Consider the following 24264-nt stretch of genomic DNA (forward strand, 5'->3'; position numbering starts at 1 on the left):
AGCCTCATTCCCCGGCATTTCCTTTGATGACAAGGGGGTGTGCAACCATTGCCGCCGTTATCGCGGCCGTGCGGTTACCGAGGACCAGATGGCAAAGTATGAGCAGAAGTTTGTCCAGTTGCTGGAGAAGGAAAAAAGACCGTCAACCTACGATATCATCGTGGCCTACAGTGGGGGCAAGGATTCCACCTATACCCTGGATGTGCTGGTCAACCGCTATGGCCTGCGGGTGCTGGCCCTCACCTTTGACAACAGTTTCATCTCACCCCGGGCGGAAGAGAATATACGCAATGTCTGTGGCGCTCTGGGTGCTGATCTGCTTGTCATCAGGCCTGTTCCGGCAATGCTCAGAAAGATATTTCGGGCCGCAGCCGAGCGGGAACTCTATTCTGCAAAGACCCTGGAGCGGGCCTCGACCATCTGTACCTCCTGCATAGGGCTGATCAAGAGCGTGGTCCTGCGCACGGCCCTGGAAAAGGAGATACCCTTTGTCGGCTTTGGCTGGTCACCGGGCCAGGCGCCAGTTGCTTCCTCGGTGATGAAAACCAATGCCCGCCTCATGCAGTCAACCCAGAAGGCCATCTACAGGCCGCTGCATGAAATTGCCGGTGATGCCATCAACCCCTATTTTGTTACAGAAGAGCAATTTGCCCATCCGGAAAAATTTCCCTGGAATATCCATCCCCTTGCCTTTATCGAATATGATGAGGAAAAGATTCTGGAACGGATCAAGACCTATGGCTGGGAAAAGCCCGATGACACCGACCCCAACTCGTCCAACTGTCTGCTCAATGCCTATGCCAACCAGATACACCGTGAGCGGTACCATTTTCACCCCTATGTCTGGGAAATTGCCAACATGGTCCGGGAAGGCGTGCTGACCCGCGAGGAAGGGCTGGAAAAGATAGAACCGCCCGAGGACCCGCGAATGGTGGCATATTCAAAGGAGCTCCTGGATAAAATTGACTTATGAGCCAGACAACCTTCCATGCTCTGCAGAAGAGATGGCAACAGGAACGTGAGAATAGAATCAGACGTTCCAGGAATGCAAGGGAAAGGATTATCCGGGAAGGACCGGAGATTTTCAAGGAATTCAGGGTGAAGAAGGTTATCCTTTTTGGGTCTGTCCTGGAAAACAATATGCGGCAGAACTCAGATATCGATATCCTGGTCGATTATCTGCCTCCGGAGCGCTTTTTTACGTTCCAGTGCCGGTTGGAGGAACGGCTGGATATGCCTGTTGATGTGCATACAATGGACGAGGATGAAAAATTTACCAGAAAAGTATTGCAGCGCGGACAGGTGATATATGAAATACAGCACAGCACTTCTTGAAGCTGACATCAGAGATGAATTGGAAAAACTTCAATTACTGGCTCGTGAATATGAAAAGCTCAGGGAGTTGTTGGCGTTGCCTGACAGTGAGGTGTCTTTTTTTGACAAGGCTGCTGTCGGATATTTTCTTCACAGCTTCTATAATGGATGTGAAAATATTTTTCGTTCGATTGCCAGGTTTTTTGAGAATGATATAGGCAGCGAAAGCTGGCATCGTGATCTTCTGAAAAGGATGAAACTGGAGATTCCCGGTTACCGGCCCAGACTCATTGACAATGAGACATACGAAGTACTCAATGAATTTAGAGCCTTTCGCCATGTGTTCAGGCACTGCTATTCTTTCGAGTTGGACTGGGCACGGGAAAAGGCGATTGCAGAAAAATTTCCCCTGGCATGGGAAAGTCTTGCCTCGCAAGTCGATAGTTTTCTGTTAACGATCAGGAACAGTGATCTGTAACAGATTGTTGCAATATGACACAAAGACAAATATCCATGGGCCAGATAGTACGATCTCTGATTATTCTGCTTCTGTTTGCGGCAACCTCTGTTCTTTTGCATGCAACGTCATCGGTTACAGCTGTCCCCATAAAAAAAACACTGGCTGAGTTTCCTGCCCGGATTGGGCAGTGGCGGCTCATTGATTCCTATCTGTCTTCATCCGATATTCTGGAGATGCTCGGAGTTAAAGATTACATTCAGTATAATTATGCCAATCCGCAGGGTGACCAGGTAAATCTGTATATAGGCTATTACGACGCCGTCGGAGTAACCGGCTCCTATCATTCCCCGAAAAACTGTCTTCCCGGCGGGGGCTGGGGCATTGCCGAGGTAAAAAAAGTTCCTTTGCAGGGAGATACGAACCGGGGAAAACCGGTAACTGTTGCGGAAATGCTCATCCAGAATGGTTCAGAATACCAGGTTGTTCTTTACTGGTATCAAAACAGGGGCCGTATAATACATTCAGAATACTGGGAAAAAGTCTATCTGGTCCTGGATGCGCTGTTCAAGGGCAGGCGGGATGGATCCTTTGTCCGGATCATGATGCACGTGAAGGATGGCGATATACAAGGTACTGAAGAAAAGGCAACACAATTTGCCGAGCAGGTGCAGGTTCTTCTCCAGGACTATCTTCCCGGGGCAACGATATGAATACCAGAGCCGCAGAGTGGGACAGGAATACGGCGCTCTCCCTGGGTGTCGTTCTGGCAGGGTTGTTGCTCCTCTATTTCCCGTATCTCAAGACATTGCTGGTGGACTGGGAGACCAATGACAATTACTCGCATGGTTATTTTATACCCCTGCTGTCCCTCTACATGGTGTACTCGATCCGTGACAGGTTGAAGAACCTGCCGGTCCAGCCAGGCTACTGGGGGCTTGTCCTGATCCTTATGGGGCTCGGGCAACTCGTTATCGCCAAGATCGGTGCTGAATTTTTTTTACAGAGAACGTCGTTTATCGTTGTGTTGCTCGGGGTTATTCTGTTTTTTCTGGGAACAAAATATTTTAAGGCTCTCTTGGTTCCTGTTCTCTACCTTGTGTTCATGATTCCTCTGCCCGCTGTTGTCTGGAACAAGATAGCCTTCCCCCTGCAGCTCTTTTCTTCTTTTTTGACTGAAAAGGTCGTCTCGCTTCTTGGTATATCTGTTTTTCGCGAAGGGAATATTCTCCATCTGGCAGAGACGTCGCTGGAGGTTGTGGATGCCTGTTCCGGGCTGCGTTCGCTGGTAACCATGTTTGCCTTAAGTGCGGCATTCGCCTGGCTGCAGTCGTTGCCGGTGTGGAAAAAATGGCTCCTGTTTTTCATGGCTGCTCCCATTGCCATCTTTGCAAACATTATTCGCCTGACAGGTACAGCCATCCTTGCCTCACGCTACGGTGGTGATGTGGCCCAGGGCTTTCTCCATGAGTTTTCCGGAATGGTCACCTTTTTTGTCGGCCTTGGTCTCCTGATCGGCCTGAGCGTTTTGCTCGGCAGCCCCTTCCGGGACCCCTCAGTAACGATCGGAACCAGATAAAAAGAGACGGGATTCATGCCGGGCACCCAGCGATCAAGCATAAAGAACTACCTTACCATTGACGTGGAAGACTATTTCCAGGTTGCGGCTTTCGAGGACATTATCAGCCCCTCTGCCTGGGACTCCATGGAACAGCGTGTCGAGCGGAATACCAGCCGTATACTGGATATCCTTGGCCGTTATGATATCAAGGCAACGTTTTTCGTGGTGGGCTGGACGGCGGAGCGATTTCCGGAACTTGTCAGAAAAATCAAAGCGGCTGGACATGACATCGGATGCCACAGTTACCTTCACAGAAAGATATATGATCTGACCCCGGATGAATTCCGGCAAGACACGCAACGGGCAAAAGAAATTCTCGAAGATATAACAGGTGAAGAAATCATCGGCTACCGGGCGCCAAGCTATTCCATCACCAGAAAATCACTCTGGGCCCTGGATATTCTTGAAGAGCTTGGTTTCAAATACGATTCCAGTATTTTTCCTATACTGCATGATAACTACGGCATCCCTGACGCCCCCCGTTTTGAATACAGGCTGCCCGATCATGATATGATGGAATACCCTATCTCCACGGCCCTGTTTCTCGGCCGCAAGATTCCCATTGCCGGAGGAGGGTATTTTCGTCTGTTCCCATACTGGTTTACCAGGATGGCGCTGAAAAAAATAAATAAACGGGAAAAGAAACCCTTCATCTTTTACCTGCATCCCTGGGAGGTTGATCCAGCCCAGCCAAGGATGAAGCACGCCAGAGCGCTGTCCCGGTTCCGGCATTACAACAACCTGGATAAGACAGAAAAACGCTTTGCAAGGTTGTTGGAAGAATTTGAATTTGGACCAATCTCTACCTGTACTAACCAATAAGGCAACAATTCAATGATAAAAATCATGTCAATAGCCGGCGCGCGGCCAAATTTCATGAAGCTCGCGTCCATCGTCAGAGCCATAGAAAGCCATAACCAGAGACTTGAGGAGGAGACGCCTGACAAGGATGACACAACAACAGGCCGCAGGCAGTCAATTAAGCATATCATCGTGCATACAGGGCAGCACTACGATGCCAGGATGTCCCATTCCTTTTTCGAGGATCTCGGCATCCCAAAACCAGACATAAATCTTGAGGTCGGTTCAGGCAGCCATGCGGCACAAACCGCGGAAATCATGAAACGGTTTGAGCCGGTGCTGCTGCAGGAGCAGCCGGATGTCCTCCTGGTGGTCGGCGATGTCAACTCCACCATCGCCTGTACCCTTGTGGCCTCCAAAATTCAGTACCCGGAATCAAGCAACAACCGCTCCGGGCGTGCGCGACCTCTCATTGTTCATGTTGAGGCCGGACTGCGCTCGTTTGACAGGGACATGCCCGAGGAGATCAACCGGATCCTGACCGATGCCATCAGTGACCTGCTCTTTGTAACCGAAGAGAGCGGCAGGACCAACCTGCTTCAGGAAGGGGTGCCGGAGAACAAGATACATTTTGTCGGCAACGTGATGATTGACACCCTGAAGCAGCACCTGGAACGGGCCGATTCATCAGATATCAGAAAGCGTCTGGATCTTCCCCCTCCTATGTTCTGGTCACGCTGCATCGCCCATCCAATGTTGACCGCAGGGAAACACTGGAACCGCTCATCGGGTGTCTTGAGCAGATTGCCGAGCAGAAACATATCGTTTTTCCTGTACATCCGCGGACAAGGAACAGCCTGGAATCATATGGTCTCTATCAGCGTCTCGAAGAAAATAAAAATATTACGCTGGCAGAGCCCCTTGGATATCTTGATTTTTTGAACTTGATCAAAAATGCGTCGGCAGTGGTTACTGATTCAGGAGGGATCCAGGAAGAGACAACAGTGCTCCAGGTGCCGTGCGTAACGCTCAGGGAGAACACGGAACGTCCGGTCACAGTTACTGTTGGCACAAATTATCTCATTGGCACGGATCCGGATCGCATTATGGAGACAGTTACTGAAATACTCAGTGGCCAGGGGAAACAGGGGGAAATTCCGCCGCTATGGGATGGCCAGGCTGGCGACCGAATTGTGAGAATCCTGGCAGATAGCGCAGTGTAATTATAAGTATATGCGCATGAAGATCAGAATAGCGACCCCTGAAGATAAATCAGCATGGGATGCCTATGTGGACAACCATCCAAATGCTGCCCCTTATTCACTCTTTGCCTGGAAGAATGCTGTTGAGGAGGCCTATGGCCATGAAAGCTGTTATTTGCTTGCTGAAGAGGACGGTACCCTGAGAGGCGTTCTGCCGCTCTTTCATTTTCGTATCCCCCTGTGGCAACGGAATCTCGTTTCTCTCCCTTTCTGTGATATGGGCGATATCCTTGCCGATAACGCTGAAGTCCGCATGGCATTAGCCAACGAAGCCGTGTCACTCGCTCAAAAAAGGAAAGTCAAAAGCCTGGAAATCAGAAGTGGGTCGGAAAACCTCTTTAGTGATGGCCATGGCTGGAATGTACGTGTCAACACCGGCAAGGTGCGCATGCTGTTGGGTCTGCCAGATACTTCGGAAGAACTCTGGAAAGGTTTTAAATCAAAATTACGTAGCCAGATTCGTAAGGCAGAGAAAAACGGACTTACTTTCTCCTGGGGTCATACAGAAACTCTGGATGCCTTTTACGATGTATTCAGTCGCAACATGCACGATCTCGGCTCTCCTGTGCACAGTAAAAAATGGATTGAGAAAATTATTGAGCATTATGGGAAAAGTGCAAGGATGGGGCTGGTGTACTGTGAAGATCAGCCAGTTGGTTGTGGTATTATTCTGTTTACCAGGCATACGGTAAGTATCCCATGGGCCTCTACACTTCGGGAGTACAACCGAATGGCACCCAATATGATGCTGTATTGGAACTTTTTGAAATTTGCTGCAGATACCCATAAAAAGACATTTGATTTTGGACGATCAACCCCTGGTGAGGGAACCTATAGGTTTAAAAAGCAATGGGGTGCTGAAGCAAATTCCCTTTTTTGGTACCAGGTAAGTCGATCGCTGAGTTCGCAAAAGGTAAAGAACAAAAAAACAAGTCAGCGTAAAATGCTTGCAGGTATTTGGTCAAAACTGCCATTGCCTATTGCTAACTGTGTCGGTCCTAAAGCGAGAAAATATATCAGCCTCTGAAGATGGATACATTCTTAACCATACTGGCAGTTGGCTCCTTGGGGTTACTGGTATATGTCTATATCGGCTATCCTATATTGCTTAGTATGTTGAGTGTATTGTTTCCTGCCCGAACTATTAAAAAACGCCCTATACGGCCCTCCGTCAGCTTGTTAATATCCTGTTATAATGAAGAAAACATTCTGGAGGAAAAGCTGGAAAATTGTTTTGCTCTGGATTATCCGGCAGACAAATTGGAAATATGTGTGGTCTCGGATGGTTCCACAGACCGAACAGACGAAATTGCTAAAAGCTACGCGGACAAGGGGGTCAAGCTTATCAGGGTTGAAGGGAGGGTCGGAAAAACTGCCTGCCTCAATGTAGCTGTCCCGCAGGCAACGGGAGAGATCATAATTTTCTCTGACGCGAATGCCATGTATGCGCCGGATGCCATCAGTCGTCTGGTTGAAAATTTTGCCGATGAACAGGTTGGCTACGTTGTAGGGGAGGCGCAATACGCAGATGCTGATTTGAATGCCGCAGCAAAGAGTGAAGACTCTTATTGGCAATATGAAATAATGATAAAGAAGATGGAGAGCCGTCTGCATTCCATGGTAGGAGGAGACGGCGCCATCTATGCTATTCGAAGAGAATTTTACTGGGAACTGCAACCATCAGACATTAACGATTTTGTCAATCCGTTGCAGATCATTTCCCACGGCTATCGCGGTATCTATGAGCCTGACGCTATATGCTATGAGGATACAACCGGCAGCTTTGCCAAGGAATTTGACCGAAAGGTCAGAATTGTCAATCGAAGTTTTAACGGCTTGCTGCGCGTTAAATCCGTACTAAATCCTTTCAAGGTAGGGATTTATAGTTTTGAGATTATTTCTCATAAATTGCTGCGTTGGTTTGCCCCCTATTTTCTTCTTCTTTTTGTCTTGTCCTCGGTAGTTCTCGCATTACGTGGCAATGTGTTCTTTCAGTATGTGACATTTTCCATAGCAGCTTTTATTGTTCTGGCGGATATTGGTCACTTGCTGTCTTCATATTCTAAAACATGGCCGATCTTTTATCTTCCTTATTATTTTACCAGGGTAAATATTGCAGCATTTATTGGAATAAACCGCAGGCTGTTGGGTAATACTCAGGTGACATGGACACCTTCAAGAATTGAGGAAAAAGAACTGGAAGGTGTTTCAAGGGTGGATATTGTTACCCAAATAGTTGCAATTGGATTGCTGTTTTATGTGTTTTGGTTTGTTAGTCGTGTCGTTCCGGTTGATATAGTGACATCCAGAACTGTTTTCTGGTCATCATTATGTCTTATTTTTTATGTATATTTTGGCTATCCAATTATATTGGCTGTTTGGTCAAAATGTTGCCCCAAGGATGTGAATCGTGATGAAATATTTCCGGATACAACACTTCTTGTTTGCGCTTATAACGAAGATGAGGTTATAGAAGAAAAAATATTGAATTCGCTGAAAGTTGATTATCCTGAAGAAAAACTGCGCATAGTCATCGCTTCTGATGGTTCCACTGATAATACAAACTCGATTGTCGAAAAGTATGCAGGAAAGCGGCTCACACTGTATGCATATAAAGAGAGGACAGGAAAAGTTGGGGCCATTTTGCAGACTGTGCCTCAGTTGACATCGGAAATTATCGTTTTTTCAGATGCAAACACTATGTATGACCCGAGTGCGTTACGCACACTTATGCGAAATTTCAATGATCCCTCCGTCGGTGGAGTAAGTGCTGATGTTGTACTTCTCAATGATGAAACTAATTTTGGGGAATCAGAATCTGCTTATTACCGCTATGAACGCTGGATTCAGCAGAAAGAGTCAGAGGTAGGCTCAATTATCGGAGCTGATGGTGGGATGTATGCCATAAGACGCGAGTTGTTTAAACCGCCCGCCCCGAACATTATTCTCGATGATTTTGTTATTTCCATGAATGTTGCCCTGCAGGGAAAACGGCTTGTTTATGATGCTGAAGCCAAAGGGTATGAAAAAAGTACAATATCCCATGTAACAGAATTTCTACGTAAGTCCAGAGTTATTGCAGGTGCTGTGCAGGCCCTGAAACAGGCGGAGGGAATTCCAGGGCCTTCGCATAAGGGCCTGTTTTTCTCTTTTGTGTCCCATAAAATGCTGCGATGGCTGGTGCCGGCCATGCTCTTGGCCATGCTCTTGTCAAACTTATATATTGTTGTCCATGGTGGGTCGTTGATTTATCAGCTTTTTTTGGCGTTACAATTAGCATTCTATCTTTTCGCATTTGCTGGACTCGTTCTTGGTGGAGAGAGCAAAACACCGATAATTGGTATCCCTTTTTATTTTTGCCTCGTGAATGGGGCTGCGCTCTATGGCCTGTACAAGGGATGTCTGAATAAACAGCCGGTCACCTGGAAGAAGTTTTCCCGGAAATAATATGAAAATTGTTTCTATTATAATTCCGGCTAAAAATGAAGGGAGATACCTTAGCGCGTGTCTGGAATCACTTCTGGCATTAAACTTCCCGGATAATCGTTACGAAATCATTGTCGCTGACAATGGGTCAACAGACGATACTGTTGCCATAGCTGAATCTTTTTCCGTCAAGGTGGTTCACCTCCCTGAAAAAACGACGATATCAGCGGTTAGGAACAGTGGGGCTGCCGTGGCCTCCGGGGATATTCTGGTTTTCCTTGATGCCGACTGCACGGTTACTCCGGACTGGCTGACACAGGCCCAACGGTATTTTGACCGCGAAGATGTTGCCTGCTTTGGCTCTTCTCCCGTAATCCCTGAAAATGGAACCTGGGTCGAGCAAACTTGGTTTTTGGCTCGAAAAAGTCATGAACAGGTTTTTGAAAGGGATTGGCAGGAATCGACCAACATGTTCATTCCAAAAGATATTTTTGACAAATCCGGTGGGTTTAATGAAGAACTCGTCACCTGTGAGGATGTGGATCTTTCGTACCGTTTACTTCAGTTTGGCAAAATTATCTCAGATAACCGGATAGTTGCAATTCATCACCGGGATCCGAAAACGATCAAGGAGTTTTTCCAAAAGGAAAGATGGCGCGGTAAAAGTAATTATTCTGGTTTGTTTCGCCATGGACTGAAAGTTAATGAATTGCCGAGCCTCGTGCTTCCACTGTATTTCACCGCGTTGTTGCTGTCTTCCCTGGCTGCCCTGCTGTTCGGCGCCTTCAGTCTGGCATTATTTTTCTTCCTGATGGCTCAGGCCCCTGTAATGTTGCTGGTGTTTCTCAAAACCAGAAAAGATTTCCGTGTTGGTAACTATTTCCGGTTATTGATTCTTTATAATATTTACTTTCTGGCAAGGGCGTGTGCGATTGTTTAGTCCTTTTCGTTCAATAAATCCTTATCTCCTGAAATGTGTGGAATAGCTGGCGCAACGCGAAATCTGCTTGGACCAGGGCCTGAACGCTCTCTCCAGCGCATGAACGAGGTCATGGTACACCGTGGCCCTGATATGGGCGAGGTGGTTGTGGACTCTGATATGGGCCTTTGTCACCGCCGACTGTCCATCATTGATCTGAGCGAAGACGGTCGACAGCCCATGGTCAGCGGAGATGGAAGATATACCATAGTTTTTAACGGGGAAATTTATAATTTCCAGGCACTTCGCAACGAGCTGGCCGCGAAAGGTTATGAATTTCGTTCCCGCACCGATACGGAAGTTCTTCTCGCGCTCTATGCGGACCAGGGCGTTGCATCTTTGCAAAAGATTCGGGGCATGTATGCTTACGCTATCTGGGATAATAAAAAGAAGGAACTCTTTGCGGCCCGGGATCGTATCGGCAAAAAGCCTTTTTACTATTACCACCAGGGTGACCGTTTCGCCTTTGCCTCTGAGCTGAAATCCATCCTTGAGCTGGACGACATCCCCACAGAAATCGATTACACTGCAGTTCTGGATTACTTTAAATATCTCTATGTGCCACATCCCAAAACGATCTACAAGGGGATCAGCAAACTGGAACCCGGCCATTACCTGCTGTACTCAGATGGTAAATTGACCATCAGAGAGTATTGGGATGTGGATTTTTCTTCACCCAGCACCTCTGATTCCCGTGAACTGGGTGAAGAGTTGTTTGCAATCATCAGGGATGCGGTTGAGTGTCGCCTTATTTCCGATGTGCCCCTTGGTGCTTTTCTCAGTGGTGGCGTTGATTCTTCGGGTATAGTCGCGTTAATGGCGCAGATTTGCCGGGAACCGATAACTACCTGTACCATTGGTTTTAATGATAAAAAGCATAACGAGGCTGTTTATGCAAAAGCGTTTGCGCAGAAGCTGAATGCCAAACATCATGAACAGTACATCAAAGACGAGCCAGCCCGAATCATTAAAAAGCTTGTGTGGCATTTTGACGAACCATTTGCCGATTCATCCATGGTGCCGACCTATTATGTCTCTAAGATGGCCAGGCAGCATGTTACCGTTGCTCTGTCCGGTGATGGTGGGGATGAAAGTTTTGCCGGCTATGAAAAGTATACCATCGACAGTTATGAAAACCGGGTGCGCGAGCTGGTTCCCGCTGCACTCCTTAAGGGGATCTGTGGCGTTGCCGGCCGTTTTCCGCAATGGAATACACTTAAACGGTTGCATTCCCTGAGCAGTTCCGCTCTCCTTGATCCGGCACAGGCTTTTTATGTGACCAACTCTTTTATAACGGATCAGCAGGCAGAGCAGATCTTTTCAGATACTTTTCTCCAGGAAGTCAGGGGATATGATCCCGCAGTACATACGTTGCGATATTATCAGCAGGCAAACGGAACAGATCATTTGTCGAAGATTCTGTACACTGATCTCAAGCTTTTTCTGCCCGGTGATATTTTAGTCAAAGTTGACAGAATGACCATGGCCAATTCCCTTGAAATGAGGTCCCCGCTCCTGGATCATAAGGTCATAGAGTTTGCCGCTCGTCTACCGTCGTCATTAAAACTCAGAAACGGTGAAAAGAAATATCTGTTAAAAGAGGTTTTACGACCTTTGGTCGGCGACGAAGTACTGACACGCAAGAAACATGGTTTTACAGTCCCGCTTAACGCATGGTTCCGTGACGAGTTGCGCGATATGGCTGAATCCTCCATTTTCGAGTCGGAAAAGATGCCCCTGTTCTTCTCCAGGCCCGGGCTCCAGCAGATCTGGGATGAGCACCAGCGGTGCACAATGAATCACGGGACCTTGCTCTGGACAGTTTTTATGTTTTCTCTCTGGCTTGAAGGGCCTGGTACAGATAGTCTTCAATACGGCGAAGAAAGCAATGCTTGAAAATATTAAAGAAGATCTCAGGGCCCTTGGCGGCGGCAGCGCCGGTCTGCGTACATTGGTTCGGGGGCTTCTGTCGCAGGGATTTCAGGCTGTTCTTGTTTATCGTTTATTTAATTTTTTGCACAGAAAAAGGATTCCGGCGCAGCCTTTCCGGTTTTTTTTTGAAAGGTTCATCGAAATTACAACTGGTATTTCGATACCGGCTGCCTGTACTATAGGAAAAGGATTCAGGATTCATCATTTTGGTGGGATAATCCTGCATCCTAGCGTGGTTATCGGTAAAAACTGCACCATGTATCATCACGTTACCGTGGGTGACATTGGTGGAACAGGTGGAGCAGCCAAGATAGGTGATAATGTCATGATTGGTGCGGGCGCAAAGATTATCGGTGAAATCACAATTGGAGATAACTGCAGAATCGGAGCCAATGCAGTGGTGAACCGGGACCTCCCTGATAATAGTGTTGCGGTTGGCAACCCGTGTATTATCAGGGAGTATTGAGTCCTGAATCCTGTATTTTACTGCTGCCGTCAACCGGGAGCAGAATGATGATATTTCCCATACGATAGAAAAGAATGCATCCCGTACGCGTTTTAGATTTTCGAGGAACATACAAAGGAGGGGGAGGACCGGACAAAACCATCCTCAACTCGGCTGTTCAGCATGACAGAAGCAGGGTGTATGTTCAGGTTCTGTATCTGCGTAATCCCGCTGATACAGAATATTCCATTGATAAATGGGCTGCAGACCTGGGTGTGAACTATTGCGATGTCATGGACCGCAAGCTCATTGACCGGCAATGCGTCAGGGATATAAAAAAAGTCATTCAAGAACAGGAAATAGAGGTTATCCATTCCCATGACGAGAAAACCCTGCTTTACGGGTGGATGATCAGGCGGGCCATGCCGTATATCCGCATAATGTATACGTGTCATCTGCACTCGCCCTATGTCAGGAAAGATTTTGAATCCCTTACGGCTTTTTTGAATTTCAAGCTCCGACGCAAGGTAAATATTCTCCTGATGAAACGGTATCACAAACCTCTGCTTGCCGTTTCTCATCATACCAAACAGTGTATGGTTGCCGATGGCCTGCGTGAAGAAGACATAAAAGTACTGCATAACGGAATTGACATTGATGCCTGGCGGGCCGAATTGGGCCGGGCCGTACTCAGAAATGAGCTTGGAATCAAACCTGATGAATTTCTGGTCGGGACAGTAGCCAGAATAGCGCAGCAGCACAAGGATCTGCCAACCTTTTACCGGGTAGCTGCCGAGATCAGCAGGACAATGCCAAAGGTGAAATTTGTCATCGTTGGGGATGGCCATGGTGATGAAATGGCAAAGGCAAAAAGGCGGGTGGCCGAACTGGGGGTGGAGCATTCTTTTTTCTTTACCGGCCACCGGACCGATTTGCTTGATATTTACACCTCATTTGATGTCTTCCTGATGACTTCTCTGACAGAAGGGCTGCCCAATACGGTGCTCGAGGCCATGGCTCTCAGAGTACCGGTGGTGTCCACTGCTGTTGCAGGGGTCCCGGAACTGGTGGACCATGGAGAGACTGGATTTTTATCACCGATTCGTGATGTGAAAAGTCTGAGTGGACAGGTCGTCAGGTTGCTGGAGAATCCAGCCCTGAGAGAGGAATTCGGGCAAAAGGCAAGGAAACGTATTGAAAAGGATTTCTCCTTTGCCAACCGTGTTCGCAGGATGGAAGACTATTACGAGTATTTTGCGAATTATCGGTCCAGATAACCCCCATGGCTCTCCGTCAGCGTACAGTTCTGCACCTTGTCCATCGCCTTACCTTTGGCGGCGCTGAACGGGTACTGGTGAATTATCTCAATGGCAGTCACAATCACCGTCATGTGATCGGCTCCTTTTTTCCAGCTGATTCTTTTGCCGATGAGATCAACAATCCCGACGTGCAACTTATCAACCTCAATAAAAAAACCGGCAATGACCCACGAATCCCGTTCAAGCTGGCCGGCATCTGCAAAAAATTCAAAGTGGATGTTCTCCACTGCCAGGGATGGGGGACCTATTTGGAGGGACTGCTCTGCGCCAGAATACTGCGGCGTCAGACAAAGTTTGTCTTTGCCTTTCATGGAAAGACAATATCAGATTTAGGGCTTCTGCCCCGACGGAGGATTTTGACCCAGAGGCTGGGTGCTGTCCTGGGGGATGCTGTGATCACTCCTTCAGAGGAGATGAAGCGGGATTACGCCCAAACAATAGGCATTGACAGGAAGAAAATTACCGTGATTCATAACGGTGTGGATACAGACCTGTATTCTCCGGGAACAGATGCCGGGATCGTGCGCAGGGAATTTGGCATCGATCCGGATGAGATCGTCATCGGTAGTGTTGCCCGGTTGGATCCGGTAAAAAATTTTCCCGGTTTGGTCGGGGCCTTTGCAGCGGCCGTCCAAAAAGGGCTGGCTGCCAGGCTGTTTATAGTCGGGGACGGTCCCCAGATGGATGAACTCCGCACACTTGCCATTGAGTCGGGCTGCGGAAACTCCGTGCTCTTTGCCGGCCGCCGAAGCGATGTGCCCCTGTGTCTGCGTGCCATGGATATCTACGTGCAACCTTCATTTTATGAGGGTTTTTCCATGACCATTCTGGAGGCGTTGAGTACAGGGCTGCCGGTTATCTCTTATGATGTTGGAGGAACGCATGAAATGGTGCGTGACGGGTATAATGGGATGCTGCTGAGCGACAAAGAGGACAAAGCCCTGGCTGAGGCCATGCTGTATCTGGCTGTAGACGAACAGCAGCGGCTGGAGATGGGAAAAAAAGGCCGTGCATTGATTGAAGGGAATTTTTCACTTGCCGGCATGATACAAAAATATGACGAACTTTTCAGTTTTTCTCCTGGGGAAGAAAATCTTGCCTGATGGCATTTTGTTCACATGGAATTCAATGCACCCATAATAATTCTGGAACATGGTGGAGTCGCGCGAGGCTGTGAGCCGGTAACTGTAGGGATACCCCTGCCCAGGGGAATGCTGATGGATACGGTTGGTCTGGTTCTGCTGGATCCGGAGAGGGGACGATTACCACTGCAGAGCCAACCTCTTGCCCGCTGGCAGGACGGCAGCCTCAAGTGGATTCTGCTCGATTTTCAGGCCCGGATTCCGGCTAATGCTGCAAAAGAACTGCTGCTGGAAAATAAGGTAACCCGCCAGGAGAATCCGTCGCCACAGTTGATGCTCAATGAGCAGGCAACAGAGCTGGTCATTGACAGCGGAGCTGCCCGTTTTCATGTCAGTACGGATATTTTAAGACCTTTTTCCCGAGTTGTGGTTGATGGGCGCGAGCTGCTTTCCGGACAGGGTTCTTCTGTTATCCTGACAGACCAGGATGGCGGGAAAAACCAGGCTACTGTTTCCTCATGGGAGTGGGAAGCCAGGGGACCTTTACGAGCTACCGTGAAACTGACGGGAATCTTTCTGTCTGAAAAAAAAACAGAACAGCTTTCTTTTATTGCCCGTCTTTCCTTTTTTGCAGGTCTTTCCACCTGCCAGATTGATCTTACGCTATGGAACCCGCGGGCAGCTGAACATCCGGGCGGGTTGTGGGACCTGGGGGATTCCGGTTCCTTCTTTTTCGATGATTTTTCCTTGCACCTGTTTCCGCTTGTTTCGAAAATGAAAAACATTGAGTACCTGGTGGAAGGAAAGCACTCCCAGCAGCAGGCTGAGAAGGCGGATCTGCAGATTTACCAGGACAGCAGCGGCGGTAAAAACTGGCAGAGCAGGAACCACGTCAACCGGAATAACGAAGTAAAAACATCTTTCCGTGGATATCGGGTTACTGTCGCAGGGGACAGGGTTATAGAGGGGCTGCGGGCTGAACCTTGTATTCGTATTCTAGGGGAAGATACATGTATAAGCGGTGGCGTAAGATATTTCTGGCAGAATTTCCCCAAGGCTCTTGAGGCTGATCAGAACAGAATTACCGTCCGTTTTTTTCCGGACCGGTTTGCCGATTTGTTCGAGTTGCAGGGTGGAGAGCGCAAGACCCATACCTGCCTGTTTGATTTTGGCAAAAAGGATCTGGCCGAATTGAGAGGATGGCTCCATGCTCCACTTGAGGTACGATCAACACCTGAATGGTATGCCGGTTCTCAGGCTATCCCCTACCTTATTCCGGCTGACCGGAATCGGGAAAAAGAACTCCAGAAACTCATTCAACCTGCCATAGAAGGGGGAAAAACTTTTTTTGACCGGCGTGAAATAATAGATGAATACGGATGGCGAAATTTCGGCGACTGGTATGCCGACCATGAAGCCGTCGGTTATAAAGGCCCCCAGCCTCTCGTTGCCCACTATAACAATCAGTATGATGGTATTTTCGGCACGACTTGTCAGTACCTGCAGGGAGGTGATTATCGGTGGTATCTGCTCGGTGATCAGTTATGCCGCCATGTGCGGGATATAGATATTTACCATACCGACAGGGACAAACCGGAATTCAACAAGGGGCTGTTGTGGCATACCGAGCATTACCTGCCTGCGGAAACCGCTACCCACCGCTGTTTTTCCAGAAGACATGCCGAGGCCCGCGATCTGAACTGCTATGGTGGCGGGCCGGCCATGTCTCACAATTATGCCGTTGGCCTGCTGTATCATTATTATCTCACAGGTGAGACTGCTTCAAAGGAAGCGGTGCTGGACCTGGCGGAATTTATCCATAATGTAATACGAAGCCGGACAACGCTGACCTATTTTCTTGTTGAGCTGGCCCGAAAGACAAGAACTGCCCTTAAAGGCTTGCTTAAGGGTCGGGCAATGGTGGATTTTGACAAGGTGTACTCAATGAATGGCCCTGGCCGCGGTTCCGGGAATTCACTCAGTACCCTGATGACAGCCTATGAGTTGACAGGTGACAAAAAGTATCTTCAGGCAGCGGAAGATGTAATTCAAATTTGTATTCATCCGGCAGACGACATTGACAAGATGGATATGCTGGATGTCGAAAACAGGTGGATGTACACGGTGTTCCTGCAGGCCCTGGGTAAATACCTCGATATTACAGCGGACGATGGCGCAGTACAGTTGTGGGAGTATGCGCGCGACAGCCTGCTCCATTACGGCCACTGGATGCTGGACAATGAATATCTCTACCTGGATACCCCTGAAAAACTGGAATTTCCCAATGAGACCTGGGCGGCCCAGGAAATACGAAAGTGTAACGTACTTTTATATGCAGCAAAATACAGCGCTCCGAAGGAACGGCAGCAGTTCTTTGACAAGGCCGTTTTCTTTTACCAGGGCTGCCTGGAGCAGCTACAGTCCTATGAAACAAGGGATCTAACCCGTCCCATAACCCTGTTGCTGCAGAATTGTCTCATGATACAATTCTTTCGTGAGCACCCAGGTACTGCAGCCGCAACCACCATGGCCCCAAGAGACAAGAAAAGGCCGCTTTTCTATAATTTAAGGAAAAGCCTGCTTTTCAGGCAGTTTTGGCATGTGATAAGGACTATCTCGCCCCGAGATGAGCTTGAATTTATCCGCTGGCGGATGAAATAGGACCGGTCATGGGCAAGTTTGCGATTATTTTCCTCCTGACTTTTGGGGGTGGCATTTTTGCAACCCTGGCAATTGACGCCTCCTGGGGGGTATATGCCTGGATAATCGAGTATTTTTTCAACCCTAAGATCAGGTGGTGGTATCATCAGCTTCCTGAACTCCGTTATTCCTTCCTCATTATTCTCAGCATTCTTGTCTCCTGGTTCATCAGGAGAAAAAAATATTCGCATAACCGCTTGCTGGACCTTCCCCAGACCAAGTGGATTGCAGCCATGGTGGCCATGTGCGGCCTGATAAACTTCTGGGCGGCCTGGCCGGAAATGCACTGGCTCTATTTTACTGCATTTGCCAAGCTGGTGGTTATTATTGCTGTTGTTTATAAGGTGATTGATACACCCCTCAAGCTGGAACGTATGATTTGGGCTTACATGTTTGGCGCTTTTTACATAGGATGGATTGCCTTTTCCTATGGTCGTACATCAGGGGGGCGGCTTGAAGGAGTTGGTTTTACCGATGGTATGGATGTCAATGCCGTTGCGGCTGCGATTTCATCCGTCATTCCTCTTGTTGTCTACTATGTGTTTTATGAGGAAAAAATCATTTTACGTGTCATCACTGTTGGTTTTCTGGCATTTATGCTGAATGCACTGATCATTGCCAACAGCCGTGGCGGGTTTCTTGGCTTGGTTGTTGCCATGGCATATTATTTTCTTCGCACCTTTTTTTCCTCAGTGTCTGGCAAAGAGGCTAAGAGATTCCAGTTTATTTTGATGGGCTGCTGTGCTGTCGGGATGTTTTTTTATCTTGCTGATGCTGCTTTCTGGGAACGGATGTCCACTCTGGGACAGGCGGCCGATCAGGCCAAAACCACTGCCGGCAGGACATATTTCTGGGTTAAGACTTTTGATCTTGTTCGCGAACATCCCTTTGGAGTCGGTATATGGGGGTACCAGTACCTCAGCCCGGAATTCATTCCCCCTGAAATGTTGACCTATGGCGAATTTGGTGCTCGCCGGGCCGTCCACTCAACCATTTTTCAGAGTTTTGCGGAATATGGTTATCTCGGTTTACTTTTGTTGGGGGGCCTTGTTGTCTCCAATTTCAGGTTTATCTGGAGGGTCCAGAAATGGTTACTGGCAGAGAATCTGCATAAACTGTATTTGAAATCAGTTTCCATTGAAAGTGCATTTGTCGCGTTCCTTGTTCCGGCTCTTTTTATAGATCGATTGTATGCCCAGTCTCTTTACATCGACATCGCCCTTATAGCATGTTTTGGTAATATCTATATGCTCCAGCTCCAGAAGAAGGATAATGAACAATAATGATGTCGTAAAAGTAATTATCAATGCCGACGACCTCGGCATGGATGCGCGAACCAATGAACTTGTGTTTGAGCTGATGGCAAAGAAGAAAATTACCTCTGCCACTATTATGGCCAATGGATCTGCATGCGAAGAGGCCGTGGCCTTGCATGAAAAATTTCCTGCTTGTTCCTTTGGTGTGCATTTGAACCTGACTTCCGGTATGCCGTTATCTGGCAATTTGGCATCCCTGGCACCTATTACAGATAGTGATGGGAGGTTTACCGGTCTTGACTCCCTTCTTTATGCTCCAAAAACGAGGATACTCATAAAAGGAGTTTATAATGAATTATCCTTGCAGATAAAGAAGTTACTGTCCTTGGGCTTGGACATAAGTCATATAGATTCTCATCAGCATATTCATAATATTCCCAGTATTTTTCCTGCGGTAAAGATGTTGCAGAAAAAATATGGTATACGGAGGATCCGGTTATCAAAAAATCTTTATTTACCTGATGATCATAATGTAATGCGTTACTTGAAGAAAAAAGCATTCAATTTTATTTTGAAAAAAATCGATAATTCTTTATCGACCGACCTGTTTACAGGTTTTGATACATTTTACCAGATCGGTAAAAGGGAAATGGTTGGATGTAACAGTGTAGAGGTAATGGTACATCTAAGAGAAGACTTTCAGCGTTGGTCAGATTATAAGATGTTGCAGAGTTCATGGGAAAGTGATTTGGTTTTTCCAGTTAAATTGATTTCTTACAATCAAATTAACTGAATTTGTATTGTTATGAATCCGACAATCGCTCACTGGTTATTTTTTGTTCCTGTTCGCTTGCTGCGTGGAGAGCCTATCTTGCAGTCGCTTTCTTTTGTGCGAAAATTCAGGATGATGGAGAGGGCGGAATTGTATCGGGTTCAGTTTGAGCTTTTACAGGCGCAGGTAACGCGTGCATATGATAACGTTCCGTATTTTCGTAATAGATGGAATTCACTGTTGGGTAATAAAGGCCAGGTTTCAACTTTACAGGACTTTGCCCGTCTTCCGATCATTGAAAAAAAAGATATTAAAGAGAATCGCGGGTTACTTGCCAATCCAGAAATAAAAAAATTTGATGTCAGGGGGACCAGTGGTTCTACCGGGACACCTTTGCAGTTCATAAAGGACAGACGGGCAACAGCCTTCATGGACGCTGTCATGTATGATGCATATTCCTGGCACGGAATTAACCTTGGAGATCGGCAGGCACGATTCTGGGGAATGCCCCATGATAAAAAAAATGAAACAATTGCCAGGTTAAAGGATTTTCTCATGAACAGGAAGCGGTTGTCCGCATTCCAGTTGTCGCAAGTTGAATACCAGAGATTTGCGGACCTTTTGAAAATCTGGCGTCCTCATTACTGTTATGGCTATCCGAGCCTGTTGTGTGAATTTGCTGGTTTTATTCTGTCGCATGACATCAATTTAGCTTCTCTTCGCATGAAAGCGGTTATTTGCACGGGAGAAGAACTGAAGGAGCAACAGAAAAAACTTTTAGGGCAAACTTTTCATTGCCCTGTAGTGAATGAGTATGGGTGTACAGAGGTTGGTGTCATAGGCTTTGAATGTACTGAGGGAAATATGCATGAAATGTCGCCCAATATTTATTTTGAGATTTTGAAGGGTGGGCAGCCGGTGCTTGACCAGGAAGGCGAGGTAGTTGTCACCGAACTGCATGCACAGACCTCTCCCTTTATTCGCTATAAAACAGGGGATCGTGGCATTCGCAGCAGTTCGACCTGTTCCTGCGGCTTGCCGTACCCGGTAATAAAAATTTTATCAGGTCGCATTGACGACTATATCCTCACGCCGGATGGGAGGAAAGTGTATGATGCAATTCTGGCATATACTCTGAAAAAGGGAATAAAAAAGTTTAAAGCTGTGCAACGGGACACAGGAACGCTTGAAATTATGATTGTCCCTGACCAGGGACTGACCGGGGAGCTATTAGAAACCTATGAAAAAAAATTTAAGAAGCACATATCTTCTGAAATGGAGTTTGTTTTTGTGAAAGTAGAAAATATCCCCAAGAGCGATCTGGCAAGTTACGTTATTTTAGGTCAGAAATTCATTAGGATGAGCAATAGCGATACATCTCCCATATTGCCGTCTGTTACAGTCGTCGTGCCTGTGAAAAATGAGGCAGCGTATATTAATCAGTGTTTACAGTCGCTGGTCAGTCAGGATTATCCGCAGGGCAAGGTCACTATTGTCGTTGTAGATAATGGATCAACTGATGGCACTCTGGAGATTGTCAGGTCCTACAGCGACAGGGTTGTTTTACTGGAAAAAAAAGACGGTACTATTGCGTCGTTGAGAAATTATGGTGCCCGATATCGGGACAGTGAGCTGATAGCTTTTCTTGATGGTGATTGTGTGGCTCCGATTAATTGGTTAAGTACAGGTAGCAAGATGTTAATGGCTGGTGAACGTCTATCATGCGTTGGCTTTGCCATGGCTCCTCCTGAAGAGAACAGTAGTTTTGTTGAAAAAATATGGTACGGTCTCGGAAATTCCAGTAGGCATGTGGGTACGGTTGAAGTTGATTGGCTGTGCAGCTTTAATTTAATGGTTAAAAAGAGTTTTTTTGATCGTGTTAATGGGTTTGATGAGCAACTTGAGACTGGCGAAGATTTTGATTTTGGCATTAGGCTGAATAAGATATCCAACGTATTGTTTTGTGATGATATTTTAATAGATCATCTAGATAATGTTTCGGGCTGGATAGTTTTTTTTAAGAAAGAGTTCTGGCGTGGTCGTGGTGCTCTATGGAATTACATGCGAAGCAAGGATAGAAGACGAGAATTTGTAAGCGTTGTGGTGCCGGTCACATATGTTTTAGTTTTATTGGCCTTCTTGATACTTTTCGTGATGGGGAGTATTTTTTCTCTATCCTGTTTGTTTTTCGTTCTGTTTTTGCCTCTTGTTGCCCTCTGCAAAAAGAAAGTTTTCACTATGGATACTCTGTTGCCAGGATGGTTGTTTTATTTTGTCTATTTAGTTGCTAGGGGAGTTTCTGCTTTTTGGAGGAAATAGTGGATCGAAAATTGCGAGCACTCTCTTGGCAGAGTAAAAAATCTTGGTTTAATTTTTGTTCCCTGTGGGGAAAGGAGAGTATGTCATGAATTTAAGGTGGACATGTTCCTGTTTTGTTTGTTTTGGCGTGTTGTTGGTTCCGAACTTATCATTATCTGCAGATTGGCAGCAAGCTTTGGAGGCGCAATTTGATATCGTTGAGACATTCGACCAATTACAGGACTGGCGGGGTGGCAACTATACGAGGGGCAGGAATCTTGATCAAGCTAATATGCCGAAAAAATTAGACGGATCGATTTCAATTTGGAATATGTTTGACTACTGGCCCACTGAACCCTCCCCAAACGATTGGATAGCTCATCATAGCGATGCGGATGTATGGCGTGCAACAGGGAAGTCATTACGAATGACTATGTGGGGGACAACAGGCCCTGGTCGTCTCGGAGCCTATTTCGGTGGAAGCAGTGTTGGTAGCATTGACCCGTACAGCACAAGTGGAGTGGTGACCTCTGGCTATCAGCAAGATGTTTATTTGTTTGAGATGATAAAGTTTGAACCTAATGCTTTCCCAAAAGATGCTGACGGTAATTATGCATATTATGCTTATTTTAAGTGGTTTGTTTTGTCAACAGGCAATACCGCTGCTAATGTGTGCGTAGAGGGTAGAGATGACTGTACTTACGGTGCATCTAACGTTCACACTATGTTGTACAGAAATGTAGATGACCAGCAGTTTAAGTTAGAGTATTATAATGACGCTAACTGGCCAGACTTTCCTGCAGATTTTCAAATGTGGAAGCCACTTAATAATATAGGAAACTTGAAAGAGTATATTGAAAATGAAAGGTGGTTTGGGCTAGAAGTGCATGTCCACATGGGTACTCCTGGGCAATATGATGGATACCAAGAGTATTGGATTTATGATGATACAGGTACAGAGCATTATGTCGGAAAATCACAGGGGATGATAATGATGACCGCCGCGCCAGGCCATGAGGATTGGGGATTTAATTATTTTTTTCAAGGTGGCAATATATCATACGGCTCTGTAGCCGATGAGCAAGGTTTAGATGTTAGTTTTTTTGTGGATGATATTATCATCGATGACCAGCGTATAGGCCCCGCTTATTTTCAGTTACTTTCCGGGAATGCGGTGAACAGTATGAACGTAACAGATGTAGAGCCTTCTCCGGGTATCTGGCTGAACAATTAACCTTATTAGTATTTATTGCATCTGGTTATTAATGGGTAGGCATTGGTCTGCCCATTATTGTTTATGATCCTGGTACGTGGAAAACATGAGCCAAAATCTGAAAAAATTTTTCCTTATATTTGGTCTGTTGCTCATTGCCGCTACGGCAGGCTCTGTTTATTGGCAACTTTCTCCTGGCAAATTTATTATTCACGGTGGGCGGTTGCTCGTGGCTCGGGTGTTGGGTACCGTTTATTTGAGCGACAATGCTGACGCCCGGAGAATACGGGTCAACTATTATCATGGAGGGGCTCGCACCCAGGATTATGTTGCTCCCGGTAACTCGTGGAAAAAACTTGATCAAGCGATTCCTGGCTTCACCTTTCTTGATGACTTGAGCAGGAATTACAGCCTGCCGTCAGAAGTACCATTTATTTATGAGGATTTGAAAGCTCCCTACTTGGTACTGTTGCGTACAAAATACGGCTTAGACGCGATTACGGCTGATTCTCCGGATGAGTTTTCGTCTATGCTGCAGCTGGGTAAATGGGTTGGTTCACTCTGGGATCATGGGGTCGATCCTTTGCCTGAAGAAGGGAAATATGATCCTCTTGCTATTTTGAGCAAATCGGAGCAGGGGAGCTCCTACTGGTGCGAGATCGCAGCTATCGTCATGGTCCAGGCCGCGACATCAATGGGATGGCCGTCCAGATTGGTTACAGCCTCTCGTGACGGATATCGTTGGGAACATGCTGTTGCAGAGCTCTGGTCAAATCAATTTGAGAAATGGTTTGTCATTGATGCCGATTATAATATTTTTTACATGGCCGATGGAAAGCCACTGTCAGCGTATGAATTATGTCGCTTCGGGCCGACCCTGCAGCAGAAGGGTAAGCTGCAGGTAAAAAAAATTGCTCCAATGAAGCCAAGTCTGAAACTCCAGGATTTGCTGCCTTATTATCGCTATGTCCATATTGATTTGCGGAACGACTGGTATTCCCGCAAACTGCGCCGGGGAAGTCCGGCCGGCGGTGACTTGGCGACTTGGTGGACGGCCCGGCCCGGCCTTGAACATCTTTTGACGGCAAAGAAGCGTGTCGATGACCAGTCTGTCTTTGACTGGCCTGTAAACATCGTATCAATTATTCCCGAAAAGCTCTCGTACAAAAAAAATAGTGATAATCCTGAACTTTATCTATCTTTATCAGGATATAGTCCTTATTTTGAGAGATTTCAAATTTCGTTGGATACTGCTGAATTTAAGAATTTGCAGGGTAGTATCTTTAGGATAGATTTGCAATCCGGAAGACATTGCCTGAGAGCGAGGATGATAACATCGGCCGGAAGTGCAGGGCCAGTAAGTTCAGTCTGTTTTGAGTATCAGTAA

General features: G+C 46.9%; 19 protein-coding genes and 2 pseudogenes. All 21 read left to right on the top strand.

Going from position 1 to position 24264, the window contains the following annotated elements:
* Window positions 1-88 precede the first annotated feature (88 nt).
* The 21 genes and pseudogenes from GF1_RS00185 to GF1_RS00285 all read left to right on the top strand — a co-directional run bounded on the left by GF1_RS00185 (window position 89) and on the right by GF1_RS00285 (window position 24264).
* A complete protein-coding gene (locus tag GF1_RS00185) occupies window positions 89-973 on the top strand; it encodes an adenine nucleotide alpha hydrolase family protein (RefSeq protein WP_267927612.1) in 885 nt (294 codons plus the stop codon).
* The gene (locus GF1_RS00190) at window positions 970-1335 is read left to right on the top strand and encodes a nucleotidyltransferase family protein (RefSeq protein WP_267927613.1); all 366 of its coding nucleotides are present in this window, start codon (window positions 970-972) and stop codon (window positions 1333-1335) included. Before GF1_RS00185 ends, GF1_RS00190 begins: the two co-directional genes overlap by 4 nt.
* Window positions 1310-1792 carry a ribonuclease toxin HepT-like protein gene (locus GF1_RS00195; RefSeq protein WP_267927614.1) on the top strand — a complete coding sequence of 161 codons (483 nt, stop codon included), beginning with the start codon at window positions 1310-1312 and terminating at the stop codon, window positions 1790-1792. Before GF1_RS00190 ends, GF1_RS00195 begins: the two co-directional genes overlap by 26 nt.
* A gap of 35 nt (window positions 1793-1827) precedes the next feature.
* Complete coding sequence (locus GF1_RS00200; protein WP_267927615.1) at window positions 1828-2484, top strand: exosortase C-terminal domain/associated protein EpsI; 657 nt, start codon at window positions 1828-1830, stop codon at window positions 2482-2484.
* Window positions 2481-3350 (top strand): exosortase/archaeosortase family protein, encoded by an 870-nt coding sequence (locus tag GF1_RS00205; protein ID WP_267927616.1) that lies wholly within the window; start codon window positions 2481-2483, stop codon window positions 3348-3350. Before GF1_RS00200 ends, GF1_RS00205 begins: the two co-directional genes overlap by 4 nt.
* Window positions 3351-3365: 15 nt before the next feature.
* Entirely contained in the window at window positions 3366-4214 is an 849-nt protein-coding gene (locus GF1_RS00210; protein ID WP_267927617.1) for an XrtA system polysaccharide deacetylase, read from the top strand.
* A 201-nt stretch (window positions 4215-4415) separates the two neighbouring features.
* Window positions 4416-5416 (top strand): annotated as a pseudogene (gene wecB / locus GF1_RS00215) (non-hydrolyzing UDP-N-acetylglucosamine 2-epimerase).
* Between the two features lie 16 nt (window positions 5417-5432).
* On the top strand, window positions 5433-6482 hold the full coding sequence (locus tag GF1_RS00220; RefSeq protein WP_267927618.1) for a FemAB family XrtA/PEP-CTERM system-associated protein: 1050 nt from the start codon (window positions 5433-5435) through the stop codon (window positions 6480-6482).
* 2 nt (window positions 6483-6484) lie between these two features.
* The gene (locus GF1_RS00225) at window positions 6485-8902 is read left to right on the top strand and encodes a glycosyltransferase family 2 protein (RefSeq protein WP_267927619.1); all 2418 of its coding nucleotides are present in this window, start codon (window positions 6485-6487) and stop codon (window positions 8900-8902) included.
* 1 nt (window position 8903) lies between these two features.
* Window positions 8904-9821 (top strand): glycosyltransferase family 2 protein, encoded by a 918-nt coding sequence (locus GF1_RS00230; protein ID WP_267927620.1) that lies wholly within the window; start codon window positions 8904-8906, stop codon window positions 9819-9821.
* A 33-nt stretch (window positions 9822-9854) separates the two neighbouring features.
* The gene (asnB, locus tag GF1_RS00235) at window positions 9855-11756 is read left to right on the top strand and encodes an asparagine synthase (glutamine-hydrolyzing) (protein WP_267927621.1); all 1902 of its coding nucleotides are present in this window, start codon (window positions 9855-9857) and stop codon (window positions 11754-11756) included.
* On the top strand, window positions 11749-12258 hold the full coding sequence (locus GF1_RS00240) for a serine O-acetyltransferase (RefSeq protein WP_267927622.1): 510 nt from the start codon (window positions 11749-11751) through the stop codon (window positions 12256-12258). The genes asnB and GF1_RS00240 overlap by 8 nt, the downstream gene beginning before the upstream one ends.
* A gap of 74 nt (window positions 12259-12332) precedes the next feature.
* Window positions 12333-13514, top strand: coding sequence for a glycosyltransferase family 4 protein (locus tag GF1_RS00245; RefSeq protein ID WP_267927623.1), 1182 nt, complete (start codon window positions 12333-12335; stop codon window positions 13512-13514).
* Window positions 13515-13519: 5 nt separating this feature from the next.
* Window positions 13520-14659, top strand: coding sequence for a glycosyltransferase (locus GF1_RS16310; RefSeq protein ID WP_353740417.1), 1140 nt, complete (start codon window positions 13520-13522; stop codon window positions 14657-14659).
* 15 nt (window positions 14660-14674) lie between these two features.
* Window positions 14675-14863, top strand: a pseudogene (locus GF1_RS16315) (RIFT barrel domain-containing protein); the annotation flags it as partial.
* An 891-nt stretch (window positions 14864-15754) separates the two neighbouring features.
* Window positions 15755-17299 (top strand): hypothetical protein, encoded by a 1545-nt coding sequence (locus GF1_RS00260; RefSeq protein WP_267927625.1) that lies wholly within the window; start codon window positions 15755-15757, stop codon window positions 17297-17299.
* A gap of 8 nt (window positions 17300-17307) precedes the next feature.
* Window positions 17308-18621: an O-antigen ligase family protein gene (locus tag GF1_RS00265; protein ID WP_267927626.1), complete on the top strand. Its 1314-nt coding sequence runs from the start codon at window positions 17308-17310 to the stop codon at window positions 18619-18621.
* Window positions 18611-19387 carry a ChbG/HpnK family deacetylase gene (locus GF1_RS00270; protein ID WP_267927627.1) on the top strand — a complete coding sequence of 259 codons (777 nt, stop codon included), beginning with the start codon at window positions 18611-18613 and terminating at the stop codon, window positions 19385-19387. The genes GF1_RS00265 and GF1_RS00270 overlap by 11 nt, the downstream gene beginning before the upstream one ends.
* A gap of 12 nt (window positions 19388-19399) precedes the next feature.
* Window positions 19400-21685: a glycosyltransferase gene (locus tag GF1_RS00275; protein WP_267927628.1), complete on the top strand. Its 2286-nt coding sequence runs from the start codon at window positions 19400-19402 to the stop codon at window positions 21683-21685.
* 85 nt (window positions 21686-21770) lie between these two features.
* Window positions 21771-22898, top strand: coding sequence for a hypothetical protein (locus GF1_RS00280; RefSeq protein ID WP_267927629.1), 1128 nt, complete (start codon window positions 21771-21773; stop codon window positions 22896-22898).
* An 85-nt stretch (window positions 22899-22983) separates the two neighbouring features.
* A complete protein-coding gene (locus GF1_RS00285; RefSeq protein ID WP_267927630.1) occupies window positions 22984-24264 on the top strand; it encodes a transglutaminase domain-containing protein in 1281 nt (426 codons plus the stop codon).

Source organism: Desulfolithobacter dissulfuricans (genome assembly GCF_025998535.1).
Lineage (GTDB): Bacteria > Desulfobacterota > Desulfobulbia > Desulfobulbales > Desulfobulbaceae > Desulfolithobacter > Desulfolithobacter dissulfuricans.

What these genes read in the sequence shown, in the direction of transcription:
- GF1_RS00225 (WP_267927619.1), top strand. Translation starts at nt 6,485, where the DNA reads ATGGATACATTCTTAACCATACTGGCAGTTGGCTCCTTGGGGTTACTG.
- GF1_RS00185 (WP_267927612.1), top strand. Translation starts at nt 89, where the DNA reads ATGGCAAAGTATGAGCAGAAGTTTGTCCAGTTGCTGGAGAAGGAAAAA.
- GF1_RS00280 (WP_267927629.1), top strand. Translation starts at nt 21,771, where the DNA reads ATGAATTTAAGGTGGACATGTTCCTGTTTTGTTTGTTTTGGCGTGTTG.
- GF1_RS00195 (WP_267927614.1), top strand. Translation starts at nt 1,310, where the DNA reads ATGAAATACAGCACAGCACTTCTTGAAGCTGACATCAGAGATGAATTG.
- GF1_RS00265 (WP_267927626.1), top strand. Translation starts at nt 17,308, where the DNA reads ATGGGCAAGTTTGCGATTATTTTCCTCCTGACTTTTGGGGGTGGCATT.
- GF1_RS16310 (WP_353740417.1), top strand. Translation starts at nt 13,520, where the DNA reads ATGGCTCTCCGTCAGCGTACAGTTCTGCACCTTGTCCATCGCCTTACC.
- GF1_RS00245 (WP_267927623.1), top strand. Translation starts at nt 12,333, where the DNA reads ATGCATCCCGTACGCGTTTTAGATTTTCGAGGAACATACAAAGGAGGG.
- GF1_RS00270 (WP_267927627.1), top strand. Translation starts at nt 18,611, where the DNA reads ATGAACAATAATGATGTCGTAAAAGTAATTATCAATGCCGACGACCTC.
- GF1_RS00285 (WP_267927630.1), top strand. Translation starts at nt 22,984, where the DNA reads ATGAGCCAAAATCTGAAAAAATTTTTCCTTATATTTGGTCTGTTGCTC.
- GF1_RS00230 (WP_267927620.1), top strand. Translation starts at nt 8,904, where the DNA reads ATGAAAATTGTTTCTATTATAATTCCGGCTAAAAATGAAGGGAGATAC.
- GF1_RS00210 (WP_267927617.1), top strand. Translation starts at nt 3,366, where the DNA reads ATGCCGGGCACCCAGCGATCAAGCATAAAGAACTACCTTACCATTGAC.
- GF1_RS00275 (WP_267927628.1), top strand. Translation starts at nt 19,400, where the DNA reads ATGAATCCGACAATCGCTCACTGGTTATTTTTTGTTCCTGTTCGCTTG.
- GF1_RS00190 (WP_267927613.1), top strand. Translation starts at nt 970, where the DNA reads ATGAGCCAGACAACCTTCCATGCTCTGCAGAAGAGATGGCAACAGGAA.
- GF1_RS00240 (WP_267927622.1), top strand. Translation starts at nt 11,749, where the DNA reads ATGCTTGAAAATATTAAAGAAGATCTCAGGGCCCTTGGCGGCGGCAGC.
- GF1_RS00205 (WP_267927616.1), top strand. Translation starts at nt 2,481, where the DNA reads ATGAATACCAGAGCCGCAGAGTGGGACAGGAATACGGCGCTCTCCCTG.
- asnB (WP_267927621.1), top strand. Translation starts at nt 9,855, where the DNA reads ATGTGTGGAATAGCTGGCGCAACGCGAAATCTGCTTGGACCAGGGCCT.
- GF1_RS00220 (WP_267927618.1), top strand. Translation starts at nt 5,433, where the DNA reads ATGAAGATCAGAATAGCGACCCCTGAAGATAAATCAGCATGGGATGCC.
- GF1_RS00200 (WP_267927615.1), top strand. Translation starts at nt 1,828, where the DNA reads ATGGGCCAGATAGTACGATCTCTGATTATTCTGCTTCTGTTTGCGGCA.